This is a genomic window from Bartonella sp. HY328 (assembly GCF_025449335.1).
Lineage (GTDB): Bacteria > Pseudomonadota > Alphaproteobacteria > Rhizobiales > Rhizobiaceae > HY038.
Genome location: NZ_CP104883.1, coordinates 2611788 through 2638573, shown reverse-complemented (window position 1 = coordinate 2638573; position 26786 = coordinate 2611788). Strand labels below are relative to the sequence as shown.

18 protein-coding genes and 1 pseudogene are annotated in these 26786 nt (G+C 42.3%); 8 read left to right on the top strand and 11 right to left on the bottom strand.

Annotated elements, in window-relative coordinates; all coding sequences use genetic code 11:
* Positions 1-169: 169 nt before the first annotated feature.
* Both putA and N5852_RS11290 read left to right on the top strand, forming a co-directional pair.
* The gene (gene putA / locus N5852_RS11295) at positions 170-3841 is read left to right on the top strand and encodes a trifunctional transcriptional regulator/proline dehydrogenase/L-glutamate gamma-semialdehyde dehydrogenase (protein ID WP_262097886.1); all 3672 of its coding nucleotides are present in this window, start codon (positions 170-172) and stop codon (positions 3839-3841) included.
* Positions 3842-3958: 117 nt separating this feature from the next.
* Positions 3959-4492, top strand: a complete 534-nt coding sequence (locus N5852_RS11290; protein WP_262097885.1) for an RNA 2'-phosphotransferase — start codon at positions 3959-3961, stop codon at positions 4490-4492.
* A gap of 48 nt (positions 4493-4540) precedes the next feature.
* Here N5852_RS11290 and N5852_RS11285 read toward each other — a convergent pair whose 3' ends face one another.
* The 4 genes from N5852_RS11285 to N5852_RS11270 form a co-directional block, all read right to left on the bottom strand.
* The gene (locus N5852_RS11285) at positions 4541-5704 is read right to left on the bottom strand and encodes an ammonium transporter (RefSeq protein ID WP_262099751.1); all 1164 of its coding nucleotides are present in this window, start codon (positions 5702-5704) and stop codon (positions 4541-4543) included.
* A gap of 344 nt (positions 5705-6048) precedes the next feature.
* Positions 6049-6669, bottom strand: a complete 621-nt coding sequence (locus N5852_RS11280; protein ID WP_262097884.1) for a DNA-3-methyladenine glycosylase I — start codon at positions 6667-6669, stop codon at positions 6049-6051.
* A 21-nt stretch (positions 6670-6690) separates the two neighbouring features.
* On the bottom strand, positions 6691-8286 hold the full coding sequence (gene xseA / locus N5852_RS11275) for an exodeoxyribonuclease VII large subunit (RefSeq protein ID WP_262097883.1): 1596 nt from the start codon (positions 8284-8286) through the stop codon (positions 6691-6693).
* A gap of 85 nt (positions 8287-8371) precedes the next feature.
* Positions 8372-9745 carry a glutamate--cysteine ligase gene (locus N5852_RS11270; protein WP_262097882.1) on the bottom strand — a complete coding sequence of 458 codons (1374 nt, stop codon included), beginning with the start codon at positions 9743-9745 and terminating at the stop codon, positions 8372-8374.
* Positions 9746-10235: 490 nt separating this feature from the next.
* Between N5852_RS11270 and N5852_RS11265 the strand changes: the two genes are divergently transcribed.
* Positions 10236-11711: a catalase gene (locus N5852_RS11265; protein WP_262097881.1), complete on the top strand. Its 1476-nt coding sequence runs from the start codon at positions 10236-10238 to the stop codon at positions 11709-11711.
* Positions 11712-11870: 159 nt separating this feature from the next.
* Here N5852_RS11265 and N5852_RS11260 read toward each other — a convergent pair whose 3' ends face one another.
* Positions 11871-12803, bottom strand: coding sequence for a 3-hydroxyacyl-CoA dehydrogenase NAD-binding domain-containing protein (locus N5852_RS11260; RefSeq protein WP_262097880.1), 933 nt, complete (start codon positions 12801-12803; stop codon positions 11871-11873).
* A gap of 339 nt (positions 12804-13142) precedes the next feature.
* Between N5852_RS11260 and N5852_RS11255 the strand changes: the two genes are divergently transcribed.
* The gene (locus tag N5852_RS11255; protein WP_262097879.1) at positions 13143-13493 is read left to right on the top strand and encodes a DMT family protein; all 351 of its coding nucleotides are present in this window, start codon (positions 13143-13145) and stop codon (positions 13491-13493) included.
* Positions 13494-13566: 73 nt separating this feature from the next.
* On the top strand, positions 13567-14781 hold the full coding sequence (locus N5852_RS11250) for an NADP-dependent isocitrate dehydrogenase (protein ID WP_262097878.1): 1215 nt from the start codon (positions 13567-13569) through the stop codon (positions 14779-14781).
* Between the two features lie 257 nt (positions 14782-15038).
* Here the strand turns inward: N5852_RS11250 and N5852_RS11245 are convergent, their stop codons facing one another.
* The 6 genes and pseudogenes from N5852_RS11245 to N5852_RS11220 form a co-directional block, all read right to left on the bottom strand.
* Complete coding sequence (locus N5852_RS11245; RefSeq protein ID WP_262097877.1) at positions 15039-16742, bottom strand: flotillin family protein; 1704 nt, start codon at positions 16740-16742, stop codon at positions 15039-15041.
* 94 nt (positions 16743-16836) lie between these two features.
* Entirely contained in the window at positions 16837-17439 is a 603-nt protein-coding gene (locus N5852_RS11240) for an OB-fold-containig protein (protein WP_262097876.1), read from the bottom strand.
* Positions 17440-17446: 7 nt separating this feature from the next.
* Positions 17447-18100 (bottom strand): annotated as a pseudogene (locus N5852_RS11235) (PspA/IM30 family protein); the annotation flags it as partial.
* 322 nt (positions 18101-18422) lie between these two features.
* Complete coding sequence (locus N5852_RS11230) at positions 18423-19562, bottom strand: alpha-hydroxy acid oxidase (protein WP_262099750.1); 1140 nt, start codon at positions 19560-19562, stop codon at positions 18423-18425.
* Between the two features lie 131 nt (positions 19563-19693).
* A complete protein-coding gene (gene cueR / locus N5852_RS11225; protein WP_262097875.1) occupies positions 19694-20125 on the bottom strand; it encodes a Cu(I)-responsive transcriptional regulator in 432 nt (143 codons plus the stop codon).
* 90 nt (positions 20126-20215) lie between these two features.
* On the bottom strand, positions 20216-21316 hold the full coding sequence (locus tag N5852_RS11220; RefSeq protein ID WP_262097874.1) for a PLP-dependent cysteine synthase family protein: 1101 nt from the start codon (positions 21314-21316) through the stop codon (positions 20216-20218).
* Positions 21317-21694: 378 nt separating this feature from the next.
* Here N5852_RS11220 and N5852_RS11215 point away from each other — a divergent pair, with 378 nt between their 5' ends.
* The 3 genes from N5852_RS11215 to N5852_RS11205 all read left to right on the top strand — a co-directional run bounded on the left by N5852_RS11215 (position 21695) and on the right by N5852_RS11205 (position 26746).
* On the top strand, positions 21695-22234 hold the full coding sequence (locus tag N5852_RS11215; RefSeq protein WP_262097873.1) for a TetR/AcrR family transcriptional regulator: 540 nt from the start codon (positions 21695-21697) through the stop codon (positions 22232-22234).
* A 139-nt stretch (positions 22235-22373) separates the two neighbouring features.
* A complete protein-coding gene (locus N5852_RS11210; protein ID WP_262097872.1) occupies positions 22374-23507 on the top strand; it encodes an efflux RND transporter periplasmic adaptor subunit in 1134 nt (377 codons plus the stop codon).
* Between the two features lie 116 nt (positions 23508-23623).
* On the top strand, positions 23624-26746 hold the full coding sequence (locus N5852_RS11205; protein ID WP_262097871.1) for a multidrug efflux RND transporter permease subunit: 3123 nt from the start codon (positions 23624-23626) through the stop codon (positions 26744-26746).
* The last annotated feature ends 40 nt before the right edge of the window (positions 26747-26786 follow it).

Sequence of the window (26786 nt, the reverse complement as noted above, 5' to 3'; positions counted from 1 at the left end):
AATTTTGGCTGATATGGCTGTTTTAAAAGGTCGCTAATACCTTTAAAAGCTAACTTATTGGCCGTTGCAATTCTTTGGCTAAGCACCATTTATAAATTTAGTAAATATGCCGCCAATCCAAATATCAACGGGTTTCCCCCGGTTTAACCTCTTTTTTTGGGTGATTTTTATGAGTGCTGATGATTTTAAGCCTGTTTTTGCACATTATGCTCCGCCAATTGCCAAGCCAACCAGCTTGCGCGAAGATATTACAAGCGCCTATCGTCGCGCTGAAGAAGAATGCTTGGCTCCGCTTTTGGAAGCAGCAACTTTTGATGCTGAAACAAAAGGTAAAATTGCTGCAACAGCACGAAAATTGATTGAAACCTTGCGCGCCAAGAAAAAAGGCGGCGGCGTTGAAGGTTTGATCCATGAATATTCTTTGTCAAGCCAAGAGGGTATTGCCCTTATGTGTCTTGCTGAAGCATTATTGCGTATTCCTGATAAGGCAACCCGTGATGCGCTTATTCGTGACAAGATCACCGGTGGTGATTGGAAATCGCATATTGGTGGTGGCCGCTCGCTCTTTGTTAATGCGGCGACTTGGGGCTTAGTTGTAACGGGTAAGCTTACTTCTACTGTTGATACAAATACTCTATCATCGTCACTTACCCGTCTTATTCAGCGTTGTGGTGAGCCAGTGGTACGTAAAGGCGTTGATATGGCCATGCGTATGATGGGTGAGCAATTTGTGCGTGGTCAAACCATTGATGAAGCTGTAAAGCGCGCAAAAGCTGTTGAAGAAAAAGGCTTTCGCTATTCTTATGATATGCTTGGTGAAGCAGCAACTACTGAAGATGATGCAAAGCGCTATTATAAGGATTATGAAACTGCTATTCATGCTATTGGCAAAGCTGCCAACGGCAAGGGTGTTTATGAAGGCCCTGGTATTTCGATTAAGCTTTCTGCGCTTCATCCACGCTATTCGCGCTCACAAGCTGATCGTGTTATGGGTGAATTATTGCCGCGGGTTAAAAAATTAGCTTTGCTAAGCAAGCAATATAATATTGGCCTTAATATTGACGCTGAAGAAGCAGATCGCTTGGAAATTTCGCTTGATCTGCTTGAAAGCCTTTGCTTTGATAATGATCTTGCTGGTTGGAATGGTATTGGCTTTGTGGTGCAAGCCTATGGCCGCCGTTGCCCATTTGTGCTTGATTATGTAATTGACCTTGCACGCCGCTCTGGCCACCGCATGATGGTGCGCTTGGTTAAGGGGGCTTATTGGGATTCTGAAATTAAGCGCGCGCAATTGGATGGGCTTGAAAGCTATCCCGTTTATACGCGCAAGGTTTACACCGATGTTTCCTATATTGCTTGTGCGACCAAATTGTTAAATGCACCAGATGCAGTATTCCCACAATTTGCAACCCATAATGCGCAAACCTTGGCGACTATTTATAATATTGCTGGTCCTGATTATACCAATGATAAGTATGAGTTCCAATGCTTGCACGGCATGGGGGAGCCACTTTATGAAGAAGTGGTTGGCAATGACAAATTAAAACGTCCAGCCCGTATTTATGCCCCAGTTGGTACCCATGAAACCTTGCTTGCTTATCTCGTTCGCCGCTTGCTTGAAAATGGTGCTAATTCGTCATTCGTTCATCGCATTGCTGATATGTCTGTCACTGTTGATGAAATGATTGCTGACCCTGTCGATGTCGTTCGCGCCATGCCAAATCCTGGCAGTCAAAATGATGCACTTTTCTCACCAGAGGATATGTTTGCACCAAGCCGTAAAAATTCGGCTGGGTTTGATCTTTCTAATGAAGATGTGTTGAGCGCATTAAGCAAGGATTTTTTAGTAAGTACGGCGCAAAAATGGGTGGCAACACCTTTTGGTGATAAGCATAGCAACGAAGCAAAACCAGTGCTTAACCCTGCTGATCAGCGCGATGTTGTGGGCGAAGTTGTTGAAGCCAGTCTTGATGAAGTTAAGCAAAGTGTAGAGCGTGCAGCAAATGCGGTTAGCACTTGGCATAAGGTGCCAACAAACGAGCGTGCAGCCATGCTTGAAAAAGCCGCAGATTTATTGCAAGAGCGTATGCCAACTTTGCTCGCATTAATTGCCCGTGAAGCTGGTAAATCGATCCCTAATGCTATTGCTGAAGTGCGTGAAGCTATTGACTTCTTGCGCTATTATGCGGCTGAGGCTCGCTCTACCATTGGTGAAAAACACCTTCCTTTAGGGCCTGTGGTCTGTATTAGCCCTTGGAACTTCCCACTGGCTATTTTTACTGGTCAAGTATGTGCAGCTCTTGTTGCTGGCAACCCAGTTTTGGCAAAGCCTGCAGAAGAAACACCTTTGATTGCAGCCGAAAGCGTGCGTATCTTGCATGAAGCAGGCATTCCGCAAGATGTTGTTCAACTTGTGCCCGGTGAAGGCAATGTTGGTGCAGCTTTGGTTGCAAGTGATAAGATTGCTGGTGTTATGTTTACCGGCTCTACCGAAGTTGCTCGCCTCATTCAGGCTGAACTTGGGACGCGTTTATTGCCAAATGGCAAACCAATTCCACTTTTGGCGGAAACGGGTGGTCAAAATGCTATGATCGTTGATTCATCAGCTCTTGCTGAGCAAGTGGTGTTTGATGTTATTGCATCGGCTTTTGATAGTGCTGGTCAGCGTTGTTCGGCATTGCGCGTGCTTTGCTTGCAGGAAGACGTAGCAGACCGCATTCTTGAAATGTTAAAAGGCGCATTAAGTGAATTGCGTGTTGGTCGTACTGATGTGATCAATGTTGATGTTGGGCCAGTTATTAGCCAAGAAGCGAAAGATAATCTTAATCGCCATATTGAAACCATGCGCGCTATGGGCAATAAGATTGAGCAATTGGCATTGGGAGAAGCAACCAAATTTGGTACTTATGTTGCGCCAACCATTATTGAACTAAACGCGATGAGTGAATTAAAGCGTGAAGTTTTTGGTCCTGTCTTGCATATTATCCGTTATAAGCGTGACAATCTGCATCAGCTTATTGATGATATTAATGCGTCGGGTTATGGCCTAACTTTTGGTTTGCATACGCGTCTTGATGACACCATTGCCGATGTTATTTCCCGTATTAAGGTTGGCAATATTTATGTTAACCGCAATATTATTGGTGCGGTTGTTGGCTCGCAGCCTTTTGGTGGTCGCGGTCTTTCAGGCACTGGTCCAAAAGCTGGTGGCGCGCTATATCTTGGCCGCTTATTAGCGAACCAGCCAGAACCAAATCTTCCAGGCGCTACTTATTCTAACGCTATTCTTACTGATTTTTCTGTTTGGCTTGATGGGCAGAACAGAAAAGCGGAAGCAGGTTTTGCCCGCTTGATTAGCGTTAAATCACGCCTTGGTCTTGATATTGAATTGCCAGGTCCAGTTGGTGAAACAAATCGTTATCTCTTGCACCCACGTGGTAAGATTTTGATTGTTCCACAAAGTGAAGCAGGGCTTTATCGTCAAATTGCAACAGTTCTGGCAACAGGTAACCAGGTGGTTATTGATGCAGGTTCTAATTTGCAAAAAAGCTTGCCAAACTTGCCGCAATCAATCTTCTCGCAAATTATGTGGAGTGATAATTGGGCAGCTGATGGCGCATTTGCTGGCGTTTTGATTGAAGGTGAAGGTGAGTTTGTCACCAAAACCTTGAAGCGCATTGCTGGTCTTCCTGGTCCATTGCTCTTGACACAAGCAGCAACCTTAGCTGAGATGGAAGCACAAGATAGCGCTTATTGCCTTGATTGGTTGGTGGAAGAATTGTCAATTTCAGTTAATACTGCTGCCGCCGGTGGTAATGCTAAACTGATGGCTATTGGCTAATTTTAGCTTCATATAATTATATTGAAGGCCGCTTTTAAGCGGCCTTTTATTTTATATTTATATTTTTTGCCAAAAGATGGTCAAAAAAACGCCAATTTTTTAATGTAACGCCATGGCATGAATAAACATATAAGTAAATTTTTAAGTTTGATTTTGCGCCATGAGCCGCAAAAGATTGGCTTGACCCTAGATGAAAACGGTTGGGCTAATGTTGATGAACTGCTAGAAAAAGCAGCTGTCTATGGCACGGTGTTTAATCGCCAAACCTTGTTTGATGTGGTGCGTGATAGCGATAAAAAGCGCTTTACCTTATCCGATGATAAAAAGCGCATCCGTGCCGCCCAGGGCCATTCCATTGCGGTTGATTTAGCATTGGAAGCGTCAACGCCGCCTGCAATTTTATTTCATGGCACGGCTGAAACGAGTGTCGGTTCAATTTTAAGCGAGGGCATTAAGCCGGGAAACAGGCAAAAAGTACACTTATCCTTGGATGAAGTAACCGCTTTTAAAGTGGCGCAACGCCATGGTAAACCCGTTATTTTGCATATTGATGCCGCAAAAATGCATGAAAATGGCATTGCTTTTTGGCAAGCGGAAAATGGTGTTTGGCTAACCGATTTTGTGCCTATTGACTATATAAGCCTAGCGTAAAGAAAATTTAAAAAAAGGCCGCATTTGCGGCCTTTTAATTTGGTTTTATTAGTGGATTGTTTCGCCGTGAAGCGAAATATCAAGCCCTTCAATTTCTTGCTGCTTGGTAGGACGTAAGCCAATGGTAAATTTAATCGCATAAAGAATAATTGCGGTGACAATAGCGGAATAAACAATTGCGGCAACAAGGCCAACAAATTGAATCCAGACGCTAGCATCTTTACCGGCTTCGTTAATTGCAGCATCAGCAAAAACACCCGTTAACAATGCGCCAACGATACCACCCACACCATGAACGCCAAAAGCATCAAGGGAATCGTCATAGCCGAGCAAGCGTTTTAGCCATACAGCCGAGAAATAACAAACACCGCCGCCAATAAGGCCGATTATCAACGCGCCTGTTGGATTGACAAAACCAGCTGCTGGGGTAATGGCAACAAGACCAGCAACGGCACCTGAAATTATACCAAGAACGCTGGGACGCTTTGACATGGACCATTCAACAAACATCCAAGCAAGAGCTGCAGCGGCTGTTGCAATTTGTGTGTTGATAAAGGCAACAGCTGCAAGTCCATTTGCACCACCAGCAGAGCCTGCATTAAATCCAAACCAGCCTATCCATAATAGTGACGCACCAATCATAGAAAGGGTTAAATTATGCGGTGCCATATTGGTTGTGCCATAGCCACTGCGCTTGCCAATAATAATGGCTGCAACAAGACCTGCAACACCAGAGTTCACGTGAATAACTGTACCGCCAGCGAAATCTAAAACACCATCTTGGGCTAAAAAGCCGTTGGGCTGCCATACCCAATGGCAAATTGGTGTATAAACAAGCAGTAACCAAGCGCCCATAAAAACTAATAGAGATGAAAATTTCATGCGCTCAGCAAAGGCGCCGGTCATAAGGGCAGGGGTAATGATGGCAAATGCCATTTGGAAAACCACCCATAAATATTGAGGAATAGTATTGGATAGCGAATTAATTGTAATGCCATGCAGGAAGAGGTAACTTAAATCGCCCCAATAAGCATTGCCTTCACCAAAGGCAAGCGAATAGCCAATAATAAACCATAAAACGCTTACCAAGCAACAAACCGCAAAACTATGCATCATGGTAGAAAGTACGTTTTTCTTACGCACCATACCGCCATAAAACAGTGCAAGGCCTGGTATTGTCATAAGCAGTACAAAGGCAGTCGATACCAGCATCCAAGCTGTGTCACCAGTATCGAGAGTGGGTTTTGCTACCTCAGCCACTTGCTCAGTTACTTGCGCAGCAACTTCTTGGCCAAAAGCAGGGCCAATAAATGCAAGCCCAAAGCTTGAAAAAAGAACAATTGCCAAAAAGGCAATGTATTGTTTGAATTTCACCATAAAACCTCTCCATTGAAAGCAATGGACGCATGCGCCCTTGTCTTTTCTATAACAAGTTTCATGCCAGTTTTAAAAAATATAATATTTTTAATGAGTTATGGTTTTATTTGGTGTTTGATGAATAAGTTTTGCGTAAAATTTAAGCTGTTAAAAGGCTAATGCATTAAAAATAGGCAAGTTTATTGACTTTGCATCTTAGCCAATATTGGCCGGCAAAAACATCCATCAATATGATCATTAATCATGCCCATAGCTTGCATAAATGCATAAATTGTGGTGGGCCCAACAAATGAAAATCCGCGGTTCTTTAGGTCTTTTGATAGGCGTTTTGATGCTTCGCTGACTGGATTTGCTTTTAATGTCGCAAGATCATAAGTGGCAAATAACTCAGATTTTGGCGGTTTGAATGACCAAAAATAGCTATCAAGGGAACCTTTGTCTTCCACTATTTTCAAGGCGCATTTGGCATTGTTGATAACGGAATTTATTTTACCACGATGGCGCACAATCCCGCTATCGCTTAGCAGTGCTTCAACTTTTTTGTCATCATAATTTGCAATAATGTTAAAGTCGAAACCATCAAAGGCACGGCGAAAGTTTTCGCGCTTTTTTAAAATTGTGTACCATGATAGTCCAGCTTGGAAGCCCTCTAGGCAGATCTTTTCAAATAAGCGAATATCGTCATGCATGGGATAGCCCCATTCATGGTCATGATAAGCAATATAATCTTCATTGCTGCCTGCCCAAAAACAACGGAGTTTGCCGTCAAAGCCTTGAACTAGACCATTATCATCGCTCATATTAATCCTCGACTTAAGCTTTTAGAAAAGTGAACCTTGCTTGTCATTATCAGCTTTGGTTATTTTTGTAGGTTTGTCCGCTTTGGTGGCTTTTGGTTTTTTCTCTTGCTTGATTGCTGCCTGTTTTAAAGCGCCTGTATTTTGCACCTTTGTAACATTTGATTGAATTTGACTTGTGAAGCCGCCAATGGTTGCTTGTCTTTCATCATCTGCAAAGCGCAAGGTTACAGCTTGATTGGCGTGTGTGTCAGTTGCCCTTTTTATAGGGTTTTTATGTTCATCAACAACCAACACAAAGCCACGTTGTAAAATGCGCGTATAAGATAAGCTTGCCATAAGGCGATTAAGCTCAACAAGTCTTTGTTTTTTCCGTTCAATAATTCGTTTAAAAGCATTGGTCATTTGCTTTTGATAGTGTTCAAGTCGCTCAATACTCATTTTACTTTGGCGGTGTAAAATATCTGGGTTTAGGCGCTTGCTAATAAGGGCAAACTCGCGTTTTTTATTATCGATGAGGCGCGATATAGTATTGGCTGAAAAACGCTTTTTACTTGTTTCAAAGCGATATTGCTTTTGCGCAAGATTATTTATCAACGCGCGGTTGAGACGCTGTGCTGCTTCATCGAAACGCCGGCGCGGCAGCGCAAATAATTGGTCAACCGATGGTAGTGCGCGGGCAAGCCCAGTTAATTTTTGGCGGCGATAATCAAAATTACGCCGCATAATACTTTCTAGGCGTGCATTAAGAGTGGCAATATGCGCTTCAAGATCGCTTTTTACCGGCACTGCAAATTCTGCGGCTCCCGTTGGGGTTGGCGCACGCATATCAGCCACATAATCAATCAAAGTCCAATCGGTTTCATGGCCAACGGCGGAAATAAGCGGAATGGTAGATTGTGCGGCGGCCATTACCACCGCTTCATCATTAAAGCCCCAAAGGTCTTCCAAACTACCACCGCCACGTGCAACAATTAATACATCGGGGCGGGGAATTGTGCCGTTAGCATCAAGCCGATTAAAGCCATTAATGCCGTTGGCAACTTCTTGGCCACTGGTTTCCCCCTGCACGCGCACCGGCCAAACCAGCAAATGCACGGGAAAGCGGTCGGATATGCGGTGGATAATATCGCGGATTACCGAGCCGGTTGGTGAGGTGATTACGCCGATAACCATCGGCATGAAGGGGAGGGGGCGTTTGCGATCATCGCTAAAAAGGCCTTGTGCGGCAAAGCGCCTTTTGCGTTCTTCCAAAAGAGCCATTAAGGCACCGGCGCCAGCTGGCTCTAAATTATCAATCATCATTTGATATTTGGAAGAGCCAGGAAATGTTGTAAGCTTGCCGGTAACAATCACTTCCATGCCTTCTTCGGGCTGGAATTTTAGCTTGCTCATTACGCCGCGCCAAATCACTGCTTCAAGGCGGGCTTTGTCATCTTTTAGGGCGAAATAGGCGTGTCCTGATGAGTGGGGGCCGCGATAGCCGGATATTTCACCTCGCACCCGCACATTGCCGAAATTTTCTTCAACGCTGCGTTTTAATGCACCAGAAATTTCAGAAACAGTAAATTCAACTGCATTGGTTTTTTTTGCTTCTGCAGCTTCAAAAAGATCGCTCATTGCTTATCGCCTGTCATGCAACAAAATATTATAGTGGCTGATGTTGGTTTACCATCAGCCATCGTTATTTTAAAAGAGTGCTTATTTAATAAGCATATTCATTAAAGATTGGGTCTACTGAGCCGCCCCAAATACTATTATAATCATTCAGCATTTTTGTTGCATCGCTATGGCCGCGGGTAATAATTTCATCAAGCGAGTTTAAAAAATGACTTTCATCATTGCCCATATCATTAAGCTGGGCGCGATTTTTTAGCCCTATACGCGAAATTGCTAATGCTTCGCGAGCAAGATCTAACAAGCTTTTGTCACGAAATACTGTTTTTAGGCCTTGTGTTGGGACTGCATTGCGCATTGCCAATACTTCCTCAAAGCTCCAGTCACGGGTTAAATCTTCGGCAGCGTCAAGGGCGGTGCTATCATAAAGCAGTCCAACCCAAAATGCAGGAAGAGCGCAAATACGTCGCCATGGGCCACCATCTGCACCGCGCATTTCTAAAAAGCGCTTTAAACGGACTTCAGGAAATAGTGTTGAAAGATGGTTAGCCCAATCTCCCATATTGGGCGCATAGTCATCAACACGACCCTTGAAGCCGCCATTCATGAATTGGCGGAAGGTTATATCGGTGGCTTGATGGTAGTGACCATCACGCAAAACAAAATACATTGGAATATCAAGAGCCCAATCGACATAATCGCCAAAGCTAAAATCTTTATTAAAAACGAAAGGCAGCACGCCCGAGCGCTGGTTGTCGGTGTCACGCCAAATTTCTGACCGCCATGACAAAAAGCCGTTGGGTTTACCTTCAGTAAAGGGTGATGTGGCAAAAATTGCGGTTGCAATAGATTGCAATTTCATGCCGATTTGCATTTTACGGCGCATATCAGCTTCTGATGAAAAGTCCAAATTCACTTGAATGGTTGATGTGCGATACATCATATCAAGGCCATGGCTGCCGACCTTTGGCATATAATCACTCATGATTTTATAGCGTGATTTTGGCATAACTGGCGTTTCACTTAAAGTCCATTTAGGGCTGCCACCAGCACCTAAAAAGCCAATGCCAAAAGGTTTAGCAATTTCATGTACTTGCGCTAAATGAGCATTGACTTCGCGGCAGGTTTGATGCAGCGTCTCCACCGGCGCACCTGATAGCTCGAATTGGCCGCCCGGCTCCAAGGATATAGCACCGCGCCCTGTTGGTTCCACAAGGCCAATAATATTGCCCTCATCAATGATAGGTTCCCAGCCAAGCATGGCTTGCATACCTTCTAATAATGCGCGGATACCTTTATTACCAGCATAAGGGACAGGCCTATTGCCATCGATATAAAAGGCAAATTTTTCATGCTCGGTACCAATACGCCATTGGTCTGCACTTTTGCTGCCTTCTGCCAAATGCTCGATCAGATCTTGGCGTGTATGGATTTCGGTATTGTCTGTTGTATCGCGTGCCATGGTGCCGCTTCCCTGTCGAATCTAATTTTCTTGTCTTAAAACTCTTAAAGCATTTTGTACTGTCATGCTATTTTTTTTGTTTTTTCCCATGTGGAACCAAAATGAAGTTTTGATAACATGCTGTTTTTGCTAAAAAATAAAAATTGTAATAATTTTTTCTTATAGGAAATCTAAAAAAATATAATTTGATTTTATGGAAAATTCAATTTAATTATAGAAAAAATTATGATAGATTGGAAATAGTCTAAATTTAAAAAAGAATAGAATGTATAATATCGTCAAAATAGACTGCAGAAATTATAGTGTGATTGTAGCTAATTTATATATGTAAGTTATAATTTTCTAATATTATCTATTTTATTTGCTTTAAAACAATAAGTTAAATTGACGATAAATAGCTATTTACTAAAAATTTGATGATTAGAGACTATTTCCTTGCGCAATAACTGCCCTATCTACCCTGTTTAGAATAGTTTTAAAGGAGTGTAGAATGAGTGAACGTCCTAAATTAACCACCACCGCCGGCTCACCTGTACCAGATAACCAAAACTCGATTACCGCTGGTGCTCGTGGTCCTGTGCTCATTCAAGATTATCAATTACTTGAAAAATTAGCGCATCAAAATCGGGAACGTATTCCTGAACGTACAGTCCATGCTAAAGGCTGGGGTGCATTTGGCGAGCTAACGATTACAGATGATATTTCGCGCTATACCAAAGCAAAAGCTTTACAGCCCGGCGCCAAAACACCAATGTTAGCGCGTTTTTCGACCGTTGCTGGCGAACTTGGCGCGGCCGATGCCGAGCGCGATGTGCGCGGTTTTTCGCTAAAATTCTACACAGAAGAAGGCAATTGGGATCTCGTTGGTAATAATACGCCGGTTTTCTTTGTGCGTGATGCTTATAAATTCCCTGATTTTATTCATACACAAAAACGCCATCCACGCACGCATATGCGTTCCAATACTGCTATGTGGGACTTTTGGTCCTTATCGCCTGAATCTTTGCATCAGGTTACCATTTTGATGTCGGATCGCGGTTTGCCAGTAGCACCCATGTATATGAATGGTTACGGCTCGCACACTTATTCCTTATGGAATGATCAAGGTGAGCGTTTTTGGGTGAAATTTCACTTTAAAACCATGCAAGGTCATCGTCACTATACCAATGATGAAGCCAAAATAGTTGTTGGCGAAAATCGTGAATCTTACCAAGAAGAGTTATTTGGCACGATTGAACGCGGCGAATTTCCCCGTTGGAAATTGCAAGTGCAAATCATGCCGGAAGAAGATGCTGAAAAAACATCTTATAATCCATTTGATTTGACGAAAGTTTGGCCGCATTCAGAATATCCACCAATTGATCTTGGTATTATGGAATTAAACCGCAATGCTGATAATTATTTTGCCCAGATTGAGCAAGCGGCATTTTCGCCTTCAAATATTGTACCTGGAATTAGCTTCTCGCCTGACAAAATGTTGCAAGCTCGTATTTTTTCTTATGCGGATGCCCATCGCCATCGCTTAGGCGGCAATTATGAACATATTCCGGTCAATAAGCCAGTATGTCCCGTTCATCATTATCACCGTGATGGCCAAATGAACACGGTAGGCGGTATACAAAGCGGTAATCCTGATGCCTATTATGAGCCAAATTCTTTTAATGGCCCATTTGAGGATAAATCTGCTCTTGAGCCACCACTCAAAATTTCTGGCGATGCTGCACGCTATGATCATCGTGAAGGTAATAATGATTATGTGCAGGTGACGGCATTATTCAATATTTTTGATGAAGGTGAAAAGGCCCGCCTTTTTAATAATTACGCGGATGCTATGAAAGGTGTTCCCGATTATATTATTGAGCGCCAGCTTGGTCATTTAGCAAAGGTTCATGTTGATTTTGAGCAAGGCGTGCGTTCTGCCTTAAAGGCAAAATATAATTATGGTGACAAACGCAATGATCTTTAATCAAACAGCTTTTTCTTTTGTTTGATGGGTAAAAGAGGTGCTTTCAAAAAGATGAAAGCACCTTTGACTTTATTTAAAACAATGATAGTTTTAACTACAGAAACTTATTGTACAGCCATTGGATCAGCCCGACGATTTAAAGGCAATTAATGTCCGTCATTATAGGTTTGCTTTTTTCTTAAGGTCAATCAGCCCCAATAAAACTTGGTTGCGCTTTTCTTCTAACTGGCTGATGCTTTGCTCTCCCACTTCATCCTTGATGCCCTCAATTAATTTTTGACGCAAAGATGAGTTTAATTCTGGGTTTTGCATTTTTTTAAATTCTTCATTCCATTGATCGCCAAACTGATCAAGAAAATGTTCAATACCGCCAGCACCACCACCAAGGTGATATAACAAGTTAGGCCCCATGACGCCCCAACGCAAACCAGGGCCAGCGGAAACAACTGTATCAACATCCGTTACACTGATAGCGTCCTCTTGAATAAGCCAAAGAACCTCTTTCCAAAGAGCCCAGGCTATCCGATTTGCCACGTGGCCAGGAAGCTCTTTCTTAAGTAAAACTGCCTTTTTGCCTAAATCATTAAAAAAGCCAACGAAATTTTTTAAAATTTTCGGATCGGTTTTTTCGCCACCTAATATTTCAACAAGCGGCATGATATGAGGTGGATTAAACGGATGCGCGATAAAAAAACGCTCGGGATGTAAAGTTAATGCCTCTTGCATAGCACTCATGGGAATGCCCGACGTGCTTGAGGCGACGCCAATATGCGCGGCCAAAACGGCATCAATTTTTGCAAAGAGCTGTTGTTTGAAGTTAAGATTTTCGGGGCCATTTTCATGAACAAAATCGGCATGACGCAGTGCGTCTTCCAAGTCTTCGGTGAAGTTAAAACGTAAAAACGCATCCTCTATTGAGCCGCTTTGGGCAGAAATGTCTTTCCAATTATTTTTTATGAAAGCCCTAATCTTTTCATCAGCTTGTGGGGCAATATCATTGGCGGTCACATGAAAACCTTTTGAAAGGTAGAATAAAATCCAACTCATGCCGATAGTGCCAGTCCCAATGACCGTAATATTCTTAATACCCATTTAATCCTCCAACTAATGTTGAATAACACTATAGGTGCGTTTCTAAGTAGATAGAAGTAAAATGAGAGTGAGTGCTTAACTATGCGTAAAATCAATATTCTAAAGGTCGCCTGTGAGGCAATCAAGCATTAAGGAGCGCGCAAAAATAGATAAGCTTATTTCGTATTTCTAATATTTATCCTGAACGAGTTTTTAGAGCTAGGTATATATGTGGCGTTTTACAATAAAGTTTTTGGGAGGCTTATTGTGTTCCATTCTTGATTAGGTTTCAAAAAATTGATTTGCAACTATGACCACATTTGTAATTCTTTGTCGAAAACTCAAAGGAATGGAATCACTATGCCAGCATTACCCTATATCGCGCCGATAATTATGTTGTTAGCATCAAATGTATTTATGACATTTGCTTGGTATGGCCATTTGAAATTTCCAAATCGTCCATTAATCCTTATTATTCTTATAAGTTGGTGCATTGCATTTTTCGAGTATTGCCTTGCAGTGCCTGCCAATCGCATTGGGCATACAGTTTATTCTGCTGCGCAATTAAAAACCATTCAGGAAGTTATCACTTTGGTGGTTTTTGCAATTTTTTCGATAGGTTTTTTAGGCGAAAAGCTAACCCTTAACCATTTTGTTGGTTTTTCATTTATTTGCCTTGGGGCTTATTTTGTTTTTAAAGGTCCGTTATAATACGCTTTATGCTTTTACTAATTATTTTCCAATGCTATAGAAACATAACTACATTAACGAAGAGGAACATTTAATGGCAAAGATCAAAGTTGAAAATCCTGTTGTTGAACTAGACGGCGATGAAATGACACGGATTATTTGGCAACTCATTAAGGACAAGTTGATCCACCCTTATCTTGATGTTGATTTGAAATATTATGACCTTTCAATTGAAAACCGTGACGCAACCGATGATCAGGTAACAATTGATTCTGCAAATGCTATCAAAAAATATGGTGTTGGCATTAAATGCGCGACAATCACTCCTGATGAAGCGCGTGTAGAAGAATTTAAGCTTAAAAAAATGTGGAAGTCACCTAACGGTACTATCCGTAATATTTTAGGCGGCGTTATTTTCCGTGAACCCATTATTTGTGAAAATGTTCCTCGTCTTGTACCAGGTTGGACGCAGCCGATTGTGGTTGGCCGTCATGCTTTTGGTGACCAATATCGTGCAACCGATTTCCGCTTTCCTGGTAAAGGCAAACTTACCATTAAATTCGTTGGCGAAGATGGTGAAGTCATTGAACATGATGTTTACGATGCACCAAGCTCCGGCGTTGCTATGGCTATGTATAATCTTGATGACTCAATCCGTGACTTTGCTCGTGCTTCATTAAATTATGGCTTGCAGCGTAATTTCCCTGTTTATCTTTCAACCAAAAATACCATTTTGAAAGCCTATGATGGCCGGTTTAAAGATATTTTCCAAGAAGTTTATGATGCAGAATTTAAGGAAGAATTCGAAAAGCGTAAATTATGGTATGAGCATCGTCTTATTGATGACATGGTTGCCTCGGCCCTTAAATGGTCTGGCGGTTATGTTTGGGCTTGTAAAAACTATGATGGTGATGTGCAGTCAGATATCGTCGCGCAAGGTTTTGGCTCATTAGGTCTTATGACATCTGTTTTGATGACACCAGATGGTCAAACGGTTGAGGCAGAAGCAGCGCACGGCACTGTAACGCGCCACTATCGCCAATATCAAAAAGGCGAAGAAACATCGACCAATTCAATTGCTTCTATTTTTGCTTGGACGCGTGGTCTTGCTCATCGGGCAAAATTGGATGGTAATGAAGCCTTGAAAAACTTTGCACTAACTCTTGAAAAGGTTTGCGTTGATACCGTTGAATCTGGTTTCATGACCAAGGATCTAGCCCTATTGGTTGGTCCAGATCAAAAGTGGCTTTCAACAACAGGCTTCCTTGATAAGGTTGATGAAAACCTACAAAAGGCAATGAATGTTTAAACTCTTTAAGAGTGACTAATAAACTGACTCAATCTAATGCCCTGCAAATATTGATATTTGCAGGGTTTTTTTATAGTTGGAAAAATACAGCTTCAATGAAAAAGTGTAAGCTGTTTCCTAGAGTTTTTATAACAAAAAAAATCCTGCATATGAAAATGCAGGATTTATGATGAAATAGCTTTTACTTTAAAATCTCATCTTTAAAAAAACGAGAGCACCTTTCGCTTAAAGGAAGTATGCTCCCATTTAAATTTATTTTAGCTTTTCTTGGGGCTAATGATATTAGAGGTTTGCACGTTTGGTGATTGACCTGCGCCAATTTCAGCTTTTTTGCCAACTGCTTCATTGAGCAATGATGAAACGGCATCCTTATCATCAAAGCCAGCAGTTTTTAAAAGTTCATTTAGTACCGGCATTTGTGCATTATAGGCAAGCAATTGGCCTGCTAATCCTTCGCCCATACCAATGCCAGAAGATTTTCCATCACTGCTGCGACCTAACATGCCACCCGTGTCAAAAATACGAATGTCGGAAATCTTCTCAATTGGCTTAACAATCTCAGCAAGTGCACTTGGAATAATACGAATACGCTCACGGGTAATTTCATATTCAATAACCTGCGCACTTAATTTATTGCGCGCTTCATTGCGTGCAGCCTCTGCTTCCGCTTCCGCGCGACCAATTTCCAAGATACCGCGAGCACGCTCTGCTGCTGCATCGGCTTCTGCTTTTGCAAGGGTTAATACTGCAGTGGCCTTATCATTGGCAGCATTACGTTCTGCTTCTGCAGAAACAAGTACTGAAGTTGCTTCTTGTTCTGCCTGACGGCGGGCATCAATAACTGCGATACGGCGATCACGCTCGGCAATTTCCACGGCTCGTGCAGTCGAAACTTTTTCTTCAGCAGCTATAGCATCAGCGCGTGCTTCCTCAGCCCGTGCTTTTGCTTCGGATTCTTGACGACTACGGTCAGCAACGGCAATCGAGCTATCTTGTGCAATAAGTTGCAAATCGCGTTGCGCTTCGGTTTCGCGTCGTTGAACATTCAATTTTGATTCAATATTAGCAGTTTCACGTGCCTGACGTGCTGTTGCTTCGCGTTCCGCAACTGCCTGTTCGCGTCCAATGCGTGCTTCTTCTTCGGCGCGCTGGGCTTCTTGCTCTTGACGAGCAGTTTCTGCGCGTGTTGATGCAGCAATATTGGCAATATCGCGTTCTTGGCTAAGTTCAGATTGGCGTTGGGTCCGCTCGATCTCTAATTGCTGTTGGCGTGCATCAAGATCCTTTTGCGCAATCGCAACTTCTGTGTCACGAACAATTTCATTTCGTTCTTTTTTACGTTGTTCGGTAATACGCGTAAGAGTTGCAAGACCTTCTGCGTCAAAGAAGTTATTGGCATTGAAATGACGAATATCTGTTTGGTCAAGACGGGTTAGTGACACAGATTCCAATTCTAAACCGTTGGATTGCAGATCTGCACCAACCGCCTCTTGCACGGCTTTAACGAAGTCAGCACGTTGTTCTTGTAATTCGTCCAAATTCATGGTGGCTGCTACAGAACGCAAGCCATCGACGAATTTTGCTTCAATTAATAGACGTAGTTCTTCTGCATTATTGGTTCTATCACCAAGGGTTTGTGCGGCAAGAGCAATCGAGGAGGCGTCGGGCTTTACACGCACATAAAATTCCGCACCAATATCAACACGCATACGGTCTTTAGTGATAAGGGCATCATTTTCGCCACGACGCACTTCAAGACGTAGTGTTTTCAAATTGACAAAAGCTGTAGAATGAAAAATAGGCAGCACGATGGAGCCGCCATCAAGTACGACTTTTTGACCGCCGAGCCCAGTACGAACATAGGCTTGGTCGCGAGATGAGCGTGTATAAAGTGTACCTAATACGAAGCCTATGCCGATAACGGCAATAAGAATAATTCCAACCGGTAATAAAATGTCCATATTTTCCCTCTTTAATGTCCAGTATCAGGTGCGGCTAAAGGCGTGATAATTTCTAATATACTTCTGTGTAATAGGTTGTTTGTCTCGTAAACGCCTATTCATCAGGTGAAAATGGAATGGCAATAAAAATGCTGTTTTCCATGTCGGCCAATAAAACCTCTTCACCAACCATCATTTTAGGAGCATTAGGTGCGGCGCGCGCGCGCAATTTGTGATAATTACCGTGCTTGTCTTTTACCCGTACCAAGCCCGGCAAGCCTTGATCTAATGGCCCAACAGTCACCTTAGCAATATGGCCGATAAAATCATCAACTTCTATCGCATAAGTTTCGTCTTGTGGCACAAAACGCGCTACTAAGCGGCTACTTTCTCTAACGCAAGGGATGGTTAAAAATAAAGCACCAATAGCTGCTAATGATTGAGGTAGTGGATGAAAAAAACCATTGGCAACCCCCTGAATACAAAAACCTAGGGCCGAAAACCATGCAAAAATCATAATGAGTAAAATAATTAGCGGTACGCCGCCAATATTAAACCAATTAATAACGCCGATAGAAGAAAAATCAAAACTATTATCCATTACATCACTAAGTGATGCTCCGGTAAATAGTGCAATGATTTCAATCGCTACCAAACAAAGCATGACAATCAAAGCAATAAGAAAAAATCTGCATTCAGGGGCAAATAATAATGCCATATCTACCTCAATTGCTTGTTTTAAAGCGCGCTAGTCGTTCAGCGATAGCGTGGTCGCGGTGCAAGCGATCTAGTTCATCAAGCTCACTCGATTGGTTCTTTTCCCCTTTAGGTACGCCTGTTACACGGGCAACAGCGCTTGCAGCACGGTCTGCTTGGGCACTAGCATTGTCATGGGGATTTTTGCCACTACCGCCCTCAGCTTTGCTTGAGGCAGCAAAAGACCGCTTCAATTCGCTTAATCGCTCTTCAGCCTCACGGCGCGTTGCCAAAATGGCTTGCAATGCCTGTTGGCCCTCATTCATGTCTTCACTAACATTGCTTAGCGCTTTATCAAGCGCCGTGATCTGTGACTCAAGATCAATTTGGCGGGCAATGGCAGCTTTTGCTAAGTCGTCACGATTTTCATTGACTGCAAGACGAATTTTATCATCAAGGCCAGTGCGTTCGGTCTCTAATGCACCACGCCGTGTCTTAATGCGGTATTCTTCAGCCTTTGATTGACCAAGAGAAAGACGTGCTTCTTCTGCTGCATCATCAATTTCCCGAATAGCTTGTTCGACAATCGCAACAGGATTTGTTCCTTCCGCTTTATCTATTGCTGCATTGGTTATGCCTGCAATTAACCGCCCCATACGGGCAAGAACGCCTTCTCTAGCCATTGTAAAATTCCTCTTTTTTCTAAGTCATTTAAAGCTATTTCAATAAGTTATAATTGCATCATTGAATAAAAATAACTCTATCGCAAGTGCGATAAGAGTATTTTTCTCAGTATGTATTATGTATAAACAGAAAAATGAAAGTTACACATATTTTGTAATTTAAATCGCGGCTTTTTTGTGGTTGGCAGAAAATTTCATTGAGTTTAAATGCATTTAAATATCAATATATACAGAATGTTTTTGATGCAAAATTTAAATTTCTTCTAAAATAATCTGCGTTTTATTGTTGCTTATGCATTTAAAGCAAAAGTTTTATTCATGATTATGGTTTGTAAACAACCGTTTCATCAATATCTGTTACTTTTTGTTTGCCGCAAAGTGCCATGGTTATGTCAAGTTCCTTGGCGATAATATCCAAGACTTGACGCACGCCCTGTTTGCCATTAGCGCCAAGGCCATAAAGAAATGGCCTGCCTATGTAGGTGCCTTTTGCACCCAGAGCTAAAGCCTTTAAGACATCTTGGCCAGAGCGAATACCGCCATCTATATGCACTTCAATCTTGCTGCCGACTGCATCAATAATTTCTGGCAAAATGCTGATAGTTGAGGGTGCGCCGTCAAGCTGGCGACCACCGTGATTAGAAACAATTAAGGCATCAGCTCCACTCTCAGTTGCTTTATGGGCGTCATCTGCATCAAGAATACCTTTTAAAATGAGGGGGCCGCCCCATTTATTTTTAATCCACTCCACATCTTGCCAATTTAATTTGGGATCAAATTGTTCTGCCGTCCAAGCAGATAGCGAGCTTAAATCACTGACGCCTTTGGCGTGGCCATCAATATTGCGAAAGGTACGCCTTTGGGTTTTAAGCATGTTAAAGCACCATTTCGGGCGCATTGCCATTTGCATTAGATGTTTTGGTGTAAAGCGCGGTGGTGCGGAAAGCCCATTGCGCAAATCTTTATGGCGCTGGCCTAATATTTGTAAATCTAATGTAAGCACCAATGCGCCACAATTAGCAGCTTTGGCGCGGTCAATTAAATTGGCAACAAAATCACGGTCGCGCATAACATAGAGCTGAAACCAAAAGGGTTTCGTTGTTGAAGATCTTACATCTTCGATGGAGCAAATGCTCATTGTTGATAGAGTAAAAGGTATGCCAAATTCTTCAGCAGCTTGCGCTGCAAGTATCTCACCATCAGCATATTGCATGCCACAAAGACCCGTTGGTGCAAGGGCAACAGGCATGGCCACCTTTTGGCCAATCATTTCACTTTGCAAACTGCGGCCCGTCATATCAACCAGAACTTTTTGACGCAATTTTATTTGTTTGAAATCATCTTCATTGGCGCGATAGGTACTTTCTGTCCATGCGCCTGAATCGGCATAATCAAAAAACATTTTTGGAACGCGGCGCTTTGCTGCTTTTTTAAAATCAGCAATGTCGAGTAATTGTTTCATCATAGGCCTTTCTTAAAAAAAGTTATCTAAGCTGCATCGATAATCACAAAGTTGAAATAGAAATTTGGCAAAATATAAGATTGTAAAAACTATCAAATTGTCTCGGGCTTACCCCTTCCTTAGGGTAACCTTTAATCTAAGCGCTTAGCCGAAGAGCAGCAATGGCTATTAGGGGTACTTCCTGCCAAGGTTTCAATAATGGCGCAATCAGGGTCATCATTTCCATTACATTGGTTAATCAACAGTCGCAATTTATCAGTCATTTCTCGTAACGCTGCCATCTTGTCTTCGAGTTCGGTTAGGTGCTGCGCGGCTAATTTTTTTACGTCTGCAGAGCTGCGCGATTGTTCGCGCCATAGTGACAAAAGTGTGTTAATTTGGTCAAGTGAAAAACCCAAATCGCGAGAGCGGCGAATAAAGCGTAAAATATCAAGATCTTGCATTGTGTAATGGCGGTAGCCTGCATCACTGCGATGGGCTGCCTTAATAAGTCCAATGCTCTCGTAATGGCGGATCATTTTGGCAGAAACACCGCTTTCTTTGGCAGCTTCACCTATATTCATACGATTCTCCTAAAAAATGGAGCTAAATAACAACTCTATTTAAAGTTAGGTGTTTTGCCAAAAAATGCAATCATAATTGCTGATATGCTTTTAATTGGTGAAAGCTTGTCCATCGATAAATAGCGCTTCCAGTGCGGCCACATAGGGAGCGATATTAAGGTTCTTTTTGGCAAGCCAATTATCATCAAGATAGGTAGAGCGATAGCGTTCGCCACTATCACAAATAAGAGTAACAATGCTGCCGGTTTGATTGTTTTTAATCATGTCAGAAACAATTTCCCCAACTGCCCAAAGATTGGTACCAGTAGAGCCACCACAACTACGACCGATAAGTTTACTGATAACACGCATCGCCGCAAGGCTTGCTTCATCAGGGACTGCAATCATGCGATCAATGACATCAGGCAAAAATGATGGCTCCACCCTTGCACGACCAATACCTTCAATAACCGAATTGCAACCGTCAATTTCTTGAATGGAACGGTCCATGTAATGTTTGTGAAATACCGAGCCTTGAGGATCTGCAACACAAAGGCGGGTAGGGTAGCGACCATAGCGGATATAGCGGCCAAGGGTTGCGGATGTGCCGCCAGTACCTGCACTTGCAACGATCCAATCAGGTATAGGATTTTTTTCAAGGCTTAATTGTGAGAAAATCGAATTGGCAATATTATTATTTCCGCGCCAATCGGTTGCACGCTCGGCATAGGTAAATTGGTCAATATAATAGCCATTTAGTCTATTAGCTAGATCTTGTGCTGTTTTATAAACGCTCTTTGGATCATCGATAAAATGAACTTCCCCACCGTAAAATTCAATCGCAGCAATTTTTTCAATGGATGTGGTGCGCGGTACAACGGTAATGAAGCGCAGGCCTAACAGTTTAGCAAAATAAGCTTCTGATACAGCGGTTGAGCCGCTTGATGCTTCAATAATTGCTGTTTGTGGCCCTACCTTGCCGTTGCATAAAGCATAAAGAAACAGCGAACGCGCTAAACGATGTTTCAAGCTGCCAGTTGAATGACTTGATTCATCCTTCAAATAAAGGGTAATGCCATTGCAACTTGGCAAATCTAAGCGTAGCAAATGAGTATCGGCTGAGCGGCTGGCTTCCGCTTCAAGACATTCAATAGCCTCTACCAACCAGTGGCGTGTACAAAGACTTGGAGCATTAAGGGAAGGAAAGGTCATGTGGTTGTTCATATCTTTTTACCGAAAGGTTGTTGGATTTAATATTTTTATGATAAAATATATTTTTTAAATTTAAAGCAATTAACATTTTAAAAATTTTAATATTTTATGATAAAATAGAATTTTTTGCTGAAATTATGCAATATTTTAGAATAAATATTTTGTTCAATATACATTTTCAATAAAGTCTGTTTGTTGCATTTAAAGCAATTTATAATTGTTTTATATCAGGTTTCCATTTTAAAATCGCCCATTAAAAGGATAAAGGATATTCTAATCCAGCATTGACAAATTGCGATTTTTTTTATAAACAACCGGTTGGAAATATATAAACACAAGTTTAAATATAAATTCGCATAAATTGATAGGTTGAAAAGAATGGGTCGTAAACGCAGTATAGATCAAAACCAGATCTTAGATGCTGTTGAAGCGGTTGTCATAGAAAGCGGCGTTGCTAAGTTAACTGTTGAAGCTGTTGCTAATAAAGCTGGCGTTAGTAAGGCGACAGTGCTTTATGATTTTAAATCCAAAGAAGCCTTAATCAGTGCGCTCATCAAACGTCATTTTTCATGCTATGATCAAATAGTCGCAGATGAACAATCCAAAGGCATGTCGCTCATGTCGGCTAATATTGAGGTGATTAGGCGTCATTGTGGCGACAATGAACGCGCCGTTAGTCTTGCCATTTGTGCAAGCATGGCAAACCACCAAGCTATCCGTGAACAAATCATCCAATATATTTGGAAGGATATAAAAGATCTCAACATAGAAAACTTAGAGAAACCCAATTTATCCCTAGCTTATTTGGCTATGCACGGATTATGCAGTCTTGAAATGCTCGGGGTTTTTCCTTGGAGTGAAGATCAACGCCAAATACTGCTAGATTGCATTGATGATTTGGCAAAAAATGAAGCTTAAAATGCGTTAGACTGATTTTTTCATTTTATTTTAACGAGTTGTAAAATTCTAATTAACTTGCAAATTTTACTTTTACCAAATATTTACTTGAGTAAAAGTATCACCTTTATGAAGCTCCCCAAATAACAGGTATATCCTCATGCGTCCCCCAGCTTTTTTAATCAAACTTGTCTTACCATTCTTACTTTTAAGCACGTCATCCTACGGACTTTATGCGCAAGAACAAGGTGGTGAAGCTCCCCCTCCTGCTGCAGTTAATATTGTTGTTGTCAAACCACAATCGGTACCAGTTGTTACTGAATTACCCGGCCGGGTTGCACCAACAAGAGTTGCCGAAGTGCGTCCCCGCATTTCTGGTATTGTGGTTGAGCGTGTTTTTACCCAAGGCAGCACAGTAAAAGAAGGTGATGTTCTTTACCGTATCGATCCTATGCCATTTCGCGTGCGCGTTGCAAGTGCCGAGGCTTCACTGGCGCGCGCCAAAGCTGTTGAATTAAATGCCAAGCAACTTGCCGAGCGTCAATCGCAATTGCGCGAGCGTGAGGTTACATCGACAACCAATTATGATAATGCGGTTGCAGCTCTTGCGCAAGCTGAGGCGGATGTTGCCCTAGCACAAGCATCACTTGATGCGGCAAAATTGGATCTTGGCTACACGGAAGTGCGTGCACCAATATCCGGCCGTATTGGTCGTGCCTTAGTAACGGAAGGCGCTTTGGTTAGCCCAAGCGATGCTAATCACCTTGCTTTGGTTCAACAGCTAGACCCTGTTTATGTTGATTTTACCCAGTCTTCCAATGCCGTGCGTGAACTTCGCCGCAGCTTAGATGCTGGTGATCTTGAAAGCCCAGCCCCAGGGGAAGCCAGTGTACAACTGGTTTTTGATGATGGCACACCTTACAGTGAAAAAGGCCGCCTGTTGTTTTCGGAAGCGTCAGTCGATTCAACCACAGGACAAATTACTTTGCGCGCGGAGTTTCCAAACCCGAAGGACGAGCTTTTAGCTGGCCTTTATGTGCGTGTTCGTATTGAACAGGCAGTGAATAGTGCCGCTATTCTCGTTCCGCAACGAGCCATTATTCGTGACAATTTGGGCAACGCTCAAGTTTATGTAGTAGATGAGAAAAATGTTGCGCATTTACGCGCTGTTACGCTTGGTCAAGTCTTTAACAATAATTGGATTGTTCACAATGGCATTAAAAGCGGAGAGAAAATCATTACCGATGGTGGCGCAAAAATCAAAGATGGCGCTAGTGTCGCAATTAGCCAATAAAAATTTTATTGGCGTATAAAATCATTAAATCCGCAACATTATCAAACGCTGATGATAGCTCGCATTTATAATGTTTGTGATAAATTCGAAATAAGCCCCGATGAAACGAGACCATTATGGCCCAGTTTTTTATTAGAAGACCTATATTTGCCTTTGTTATAGCGATATTTATAACTCTGGCTGGTATTATTGCATTGCCATATCTTCCTGTAATGCAATACCCTAAAATAGCTCCGCCGCAATTAACTATCAGGACAGCTTATCCGGGAGCCTCACCGCAAGAAATTTATGCCAGCGTTACCCGCCAGATTGAAGAAGAATTAAATGGCGTAGAAAATATTGCCTATTTTCAATCAAGCACCGATTCAAATGGTGGCCTTGAAATTACGGCAACATTTAATACTGGTTCAGATATTGCAAAGGCGCAAGTTGATGTGCAAAATAAAATCCGTAGTGTAGAACCGCGTTTGCCGAGATCAGTCGTCGATCAAGGTATTCAGGTTGAAGAAGCTGGCACTGGTTTTATGATGTTTGTTAGCTTGATCTCACCAGATGGTTCTTACGATGATGTTGCTCTTGCAGATTATATGAGCCGAAATGTGCTTGGTGAATTGCGTCGTATCGAAGGTGTTGGTCGCGTTCAGCTTTTTGGATCGGAGCGCGCATTGCGTATCTGGCTTGATCCGGATCGTATGGTGGGACTAAATCTATCGGTTGACGATGTGACCGCTGCTATTCGTGCACAAAATGCGCAAGTAGCTGCTGGTCGTGTTGGTGCAGATCCCAATCCTTTGACCCAAGAACTTACTGCAACTGTGTTGGTTAAAGGACAGCTAACAACGCCAGAGGAATTTGCGTCAATTATTTTACGCGCTAATCCCGATGGATCTACTGTAAGGCTATCGGATGTTGCCCGTGTTGAATTAGGTGCAGAAGGCTATGACTTTACAACCAAACTTGATGGCCAACCATCGGCTGCTGCGGCAATTCAATTATCAAACTCTGGCAATGCACTTGGAACGTCAAAACTTATTCATGCCAAAATGGCGGAACTTGCCAGCTTTTTCCCTAAAGGTGTAAGTTATATCATTCCCTATGATACAACGCCTTTTGTATCAGCATCCATTGAAAAAGTTTTTCATACCTTAATTGAAGCGGTGATCCTCGTTTTCTTGGTAATGTTCCTCTTTTTGCAGAATTTCCGCTATACGCTTATTCCCATCATTGTTGTTCCAGTGGCATTGCTTGGCACCTGTGCCATCATGTTAGCAGCAGGGTTTTCCATCAATGTGCTGACAATGTTTGCTATGGTTCTTGCCATTGGTATTCTTGTTGATGATGCTATTGTGGTGGTTGAAAATGTTGAGCGCATCATGGCTGAGGAAGGGTTGCCACCCAAACAAGCAACACAAAAAGCCATGCACCAAATTACTGGCGCAATTATTGGTATTACCCTTGTTTTATCAGCCGTATTTGTGCCAATGGCATTTTTCCCAGGCGCAACGGGTGTAATCTATCGCCAATTCTCGCTTACCATGGTGGTGTCTATTTTATTCTCGGCACTTTTGGCGCTTACACTGACACCGGCTTTATGTGCAACATTTTTAAAACCTATCCCCAAAGGTCATCATGAAAAACGTGGTTTTTTTGGTTGGTTTAATCGTAAATTTAACAGTTTAACCAATAGTTATCGCGGTGGAGTTGCTTTTGCCTTATCTAAAAGCCGTCGTGTTATGGTCGTTTATATAGCGATTGTGGTTGGTCTGGGCTTTGCATATATGCGTTTGCCAACCGGCTTTGTTCCTAATGAAGACCAGGGCTATATTGTTGTAAGTACATTGCTTCCACCAGAGGCAAGTTCTAACCGCACTAATGAAATTTTATCAAAAATTGATAAAACTTTACAATCAAATGATGCAGTTGAACACGTTATTGCAGTACGCGGCTTTAGTTTCTTTGGCTCTGGCCCCAATGCTGGTATTATCTTTGTAACGTTAAAAGATTGGAGTGAGCGCAAAAGCGGTCAATCAGCCCAAGATGTTGTTGATTGGACAAATGGCCAATTGGCGCCCTTAAGCGATGTGTTTTTAGCTATGGCAGTTTTACCTGGTGCTATTGAAGGCTTTGAAGCGTCCGATGGTTTTAATTTCCGCTTGCAAGATCGGGGTGGTTCAGAAAAAGTACCACTCAATGCTGCTATGGGGCAATTGCTTGCCATGGCAAATCAAAGCCCTATTTTAACCGGTGTTTACCCACAAGGTTTGCCTGAATCGGCTCAAGTTCATCTTGAAATTGATCGCGAAAAAGCCAACGCATTTGGTGTGACATTTGCCGATATTAATACAGCTATTACGGCTAATCTGGGATCATCTTATGTTAATGATTTTCCAAATGTTGGGCGTTTACAGCGAGTTGTTGTCCAAGCACTTGATACCAAGCGCCTTGACGCACAACAATTGTTAAATATCCATGTTAAAAATACCCATGGCGGTATGGTGCCACTATCAGCCTTTGCCCATATAGATTGGAAAAAAGGTCCAGCGCAGGTTATTGGTTACAACGCCTATCCGTCAGTACGCATTTCAGGTTTTCCGGCACCAGGATATACAACCGGTGCTGCTATTGCTGAAATGGAGCGTATTGCTAAACTTCTTCCAGAAGGTTTTGGTTTTGAATGGACAGGACAAACGGCAGAAGAAATTAAATCGGGATCGCAATCTACCCTTTTATTTGCGCTATCTATTCTCTTCGTGTTCTTGTTGCTTGCGGCGCTTTATGAAAGTTGGTCCATTCCGGTATCAGTGATGTTGGTGGTTCCATTGGGTATTATTGGCTGTGTTCTTGCCGTGATGATGCGCGATATGGCAAATGACCTTTATTTTAAAATTGGTCTTATTACCATTATCGGACTATCGGCAAAAAATGCTATTTTGATTGTGGAGTTTGCACGCGAACTTTATGGTCAGGGCCTAACGCTTAAAGATGCAGCATTGGAAGCCGCAAAATTACGCTTTAGACCAATTTTAATGACATCTCTAGCATTTTCGCTTGGCGTATTGCCATTGGCGATTGCTAATGGACCTGGTGCTGGCAGTCAAAATGCAATTGGTACAGGCGTTCTTGGTGGCATGATAACCGCGACAGTTCTTGCTGTTATGTTTGTGCCAGTTTTCTTCCTCATTATCTTGCGGTTCTTTAAGGTAAAGCCACAAATTTTGGACGACAAAGAAGTTGTTTAAATAGGATATAGGCTTTAATTAAAACATTAAAATAAAGGCC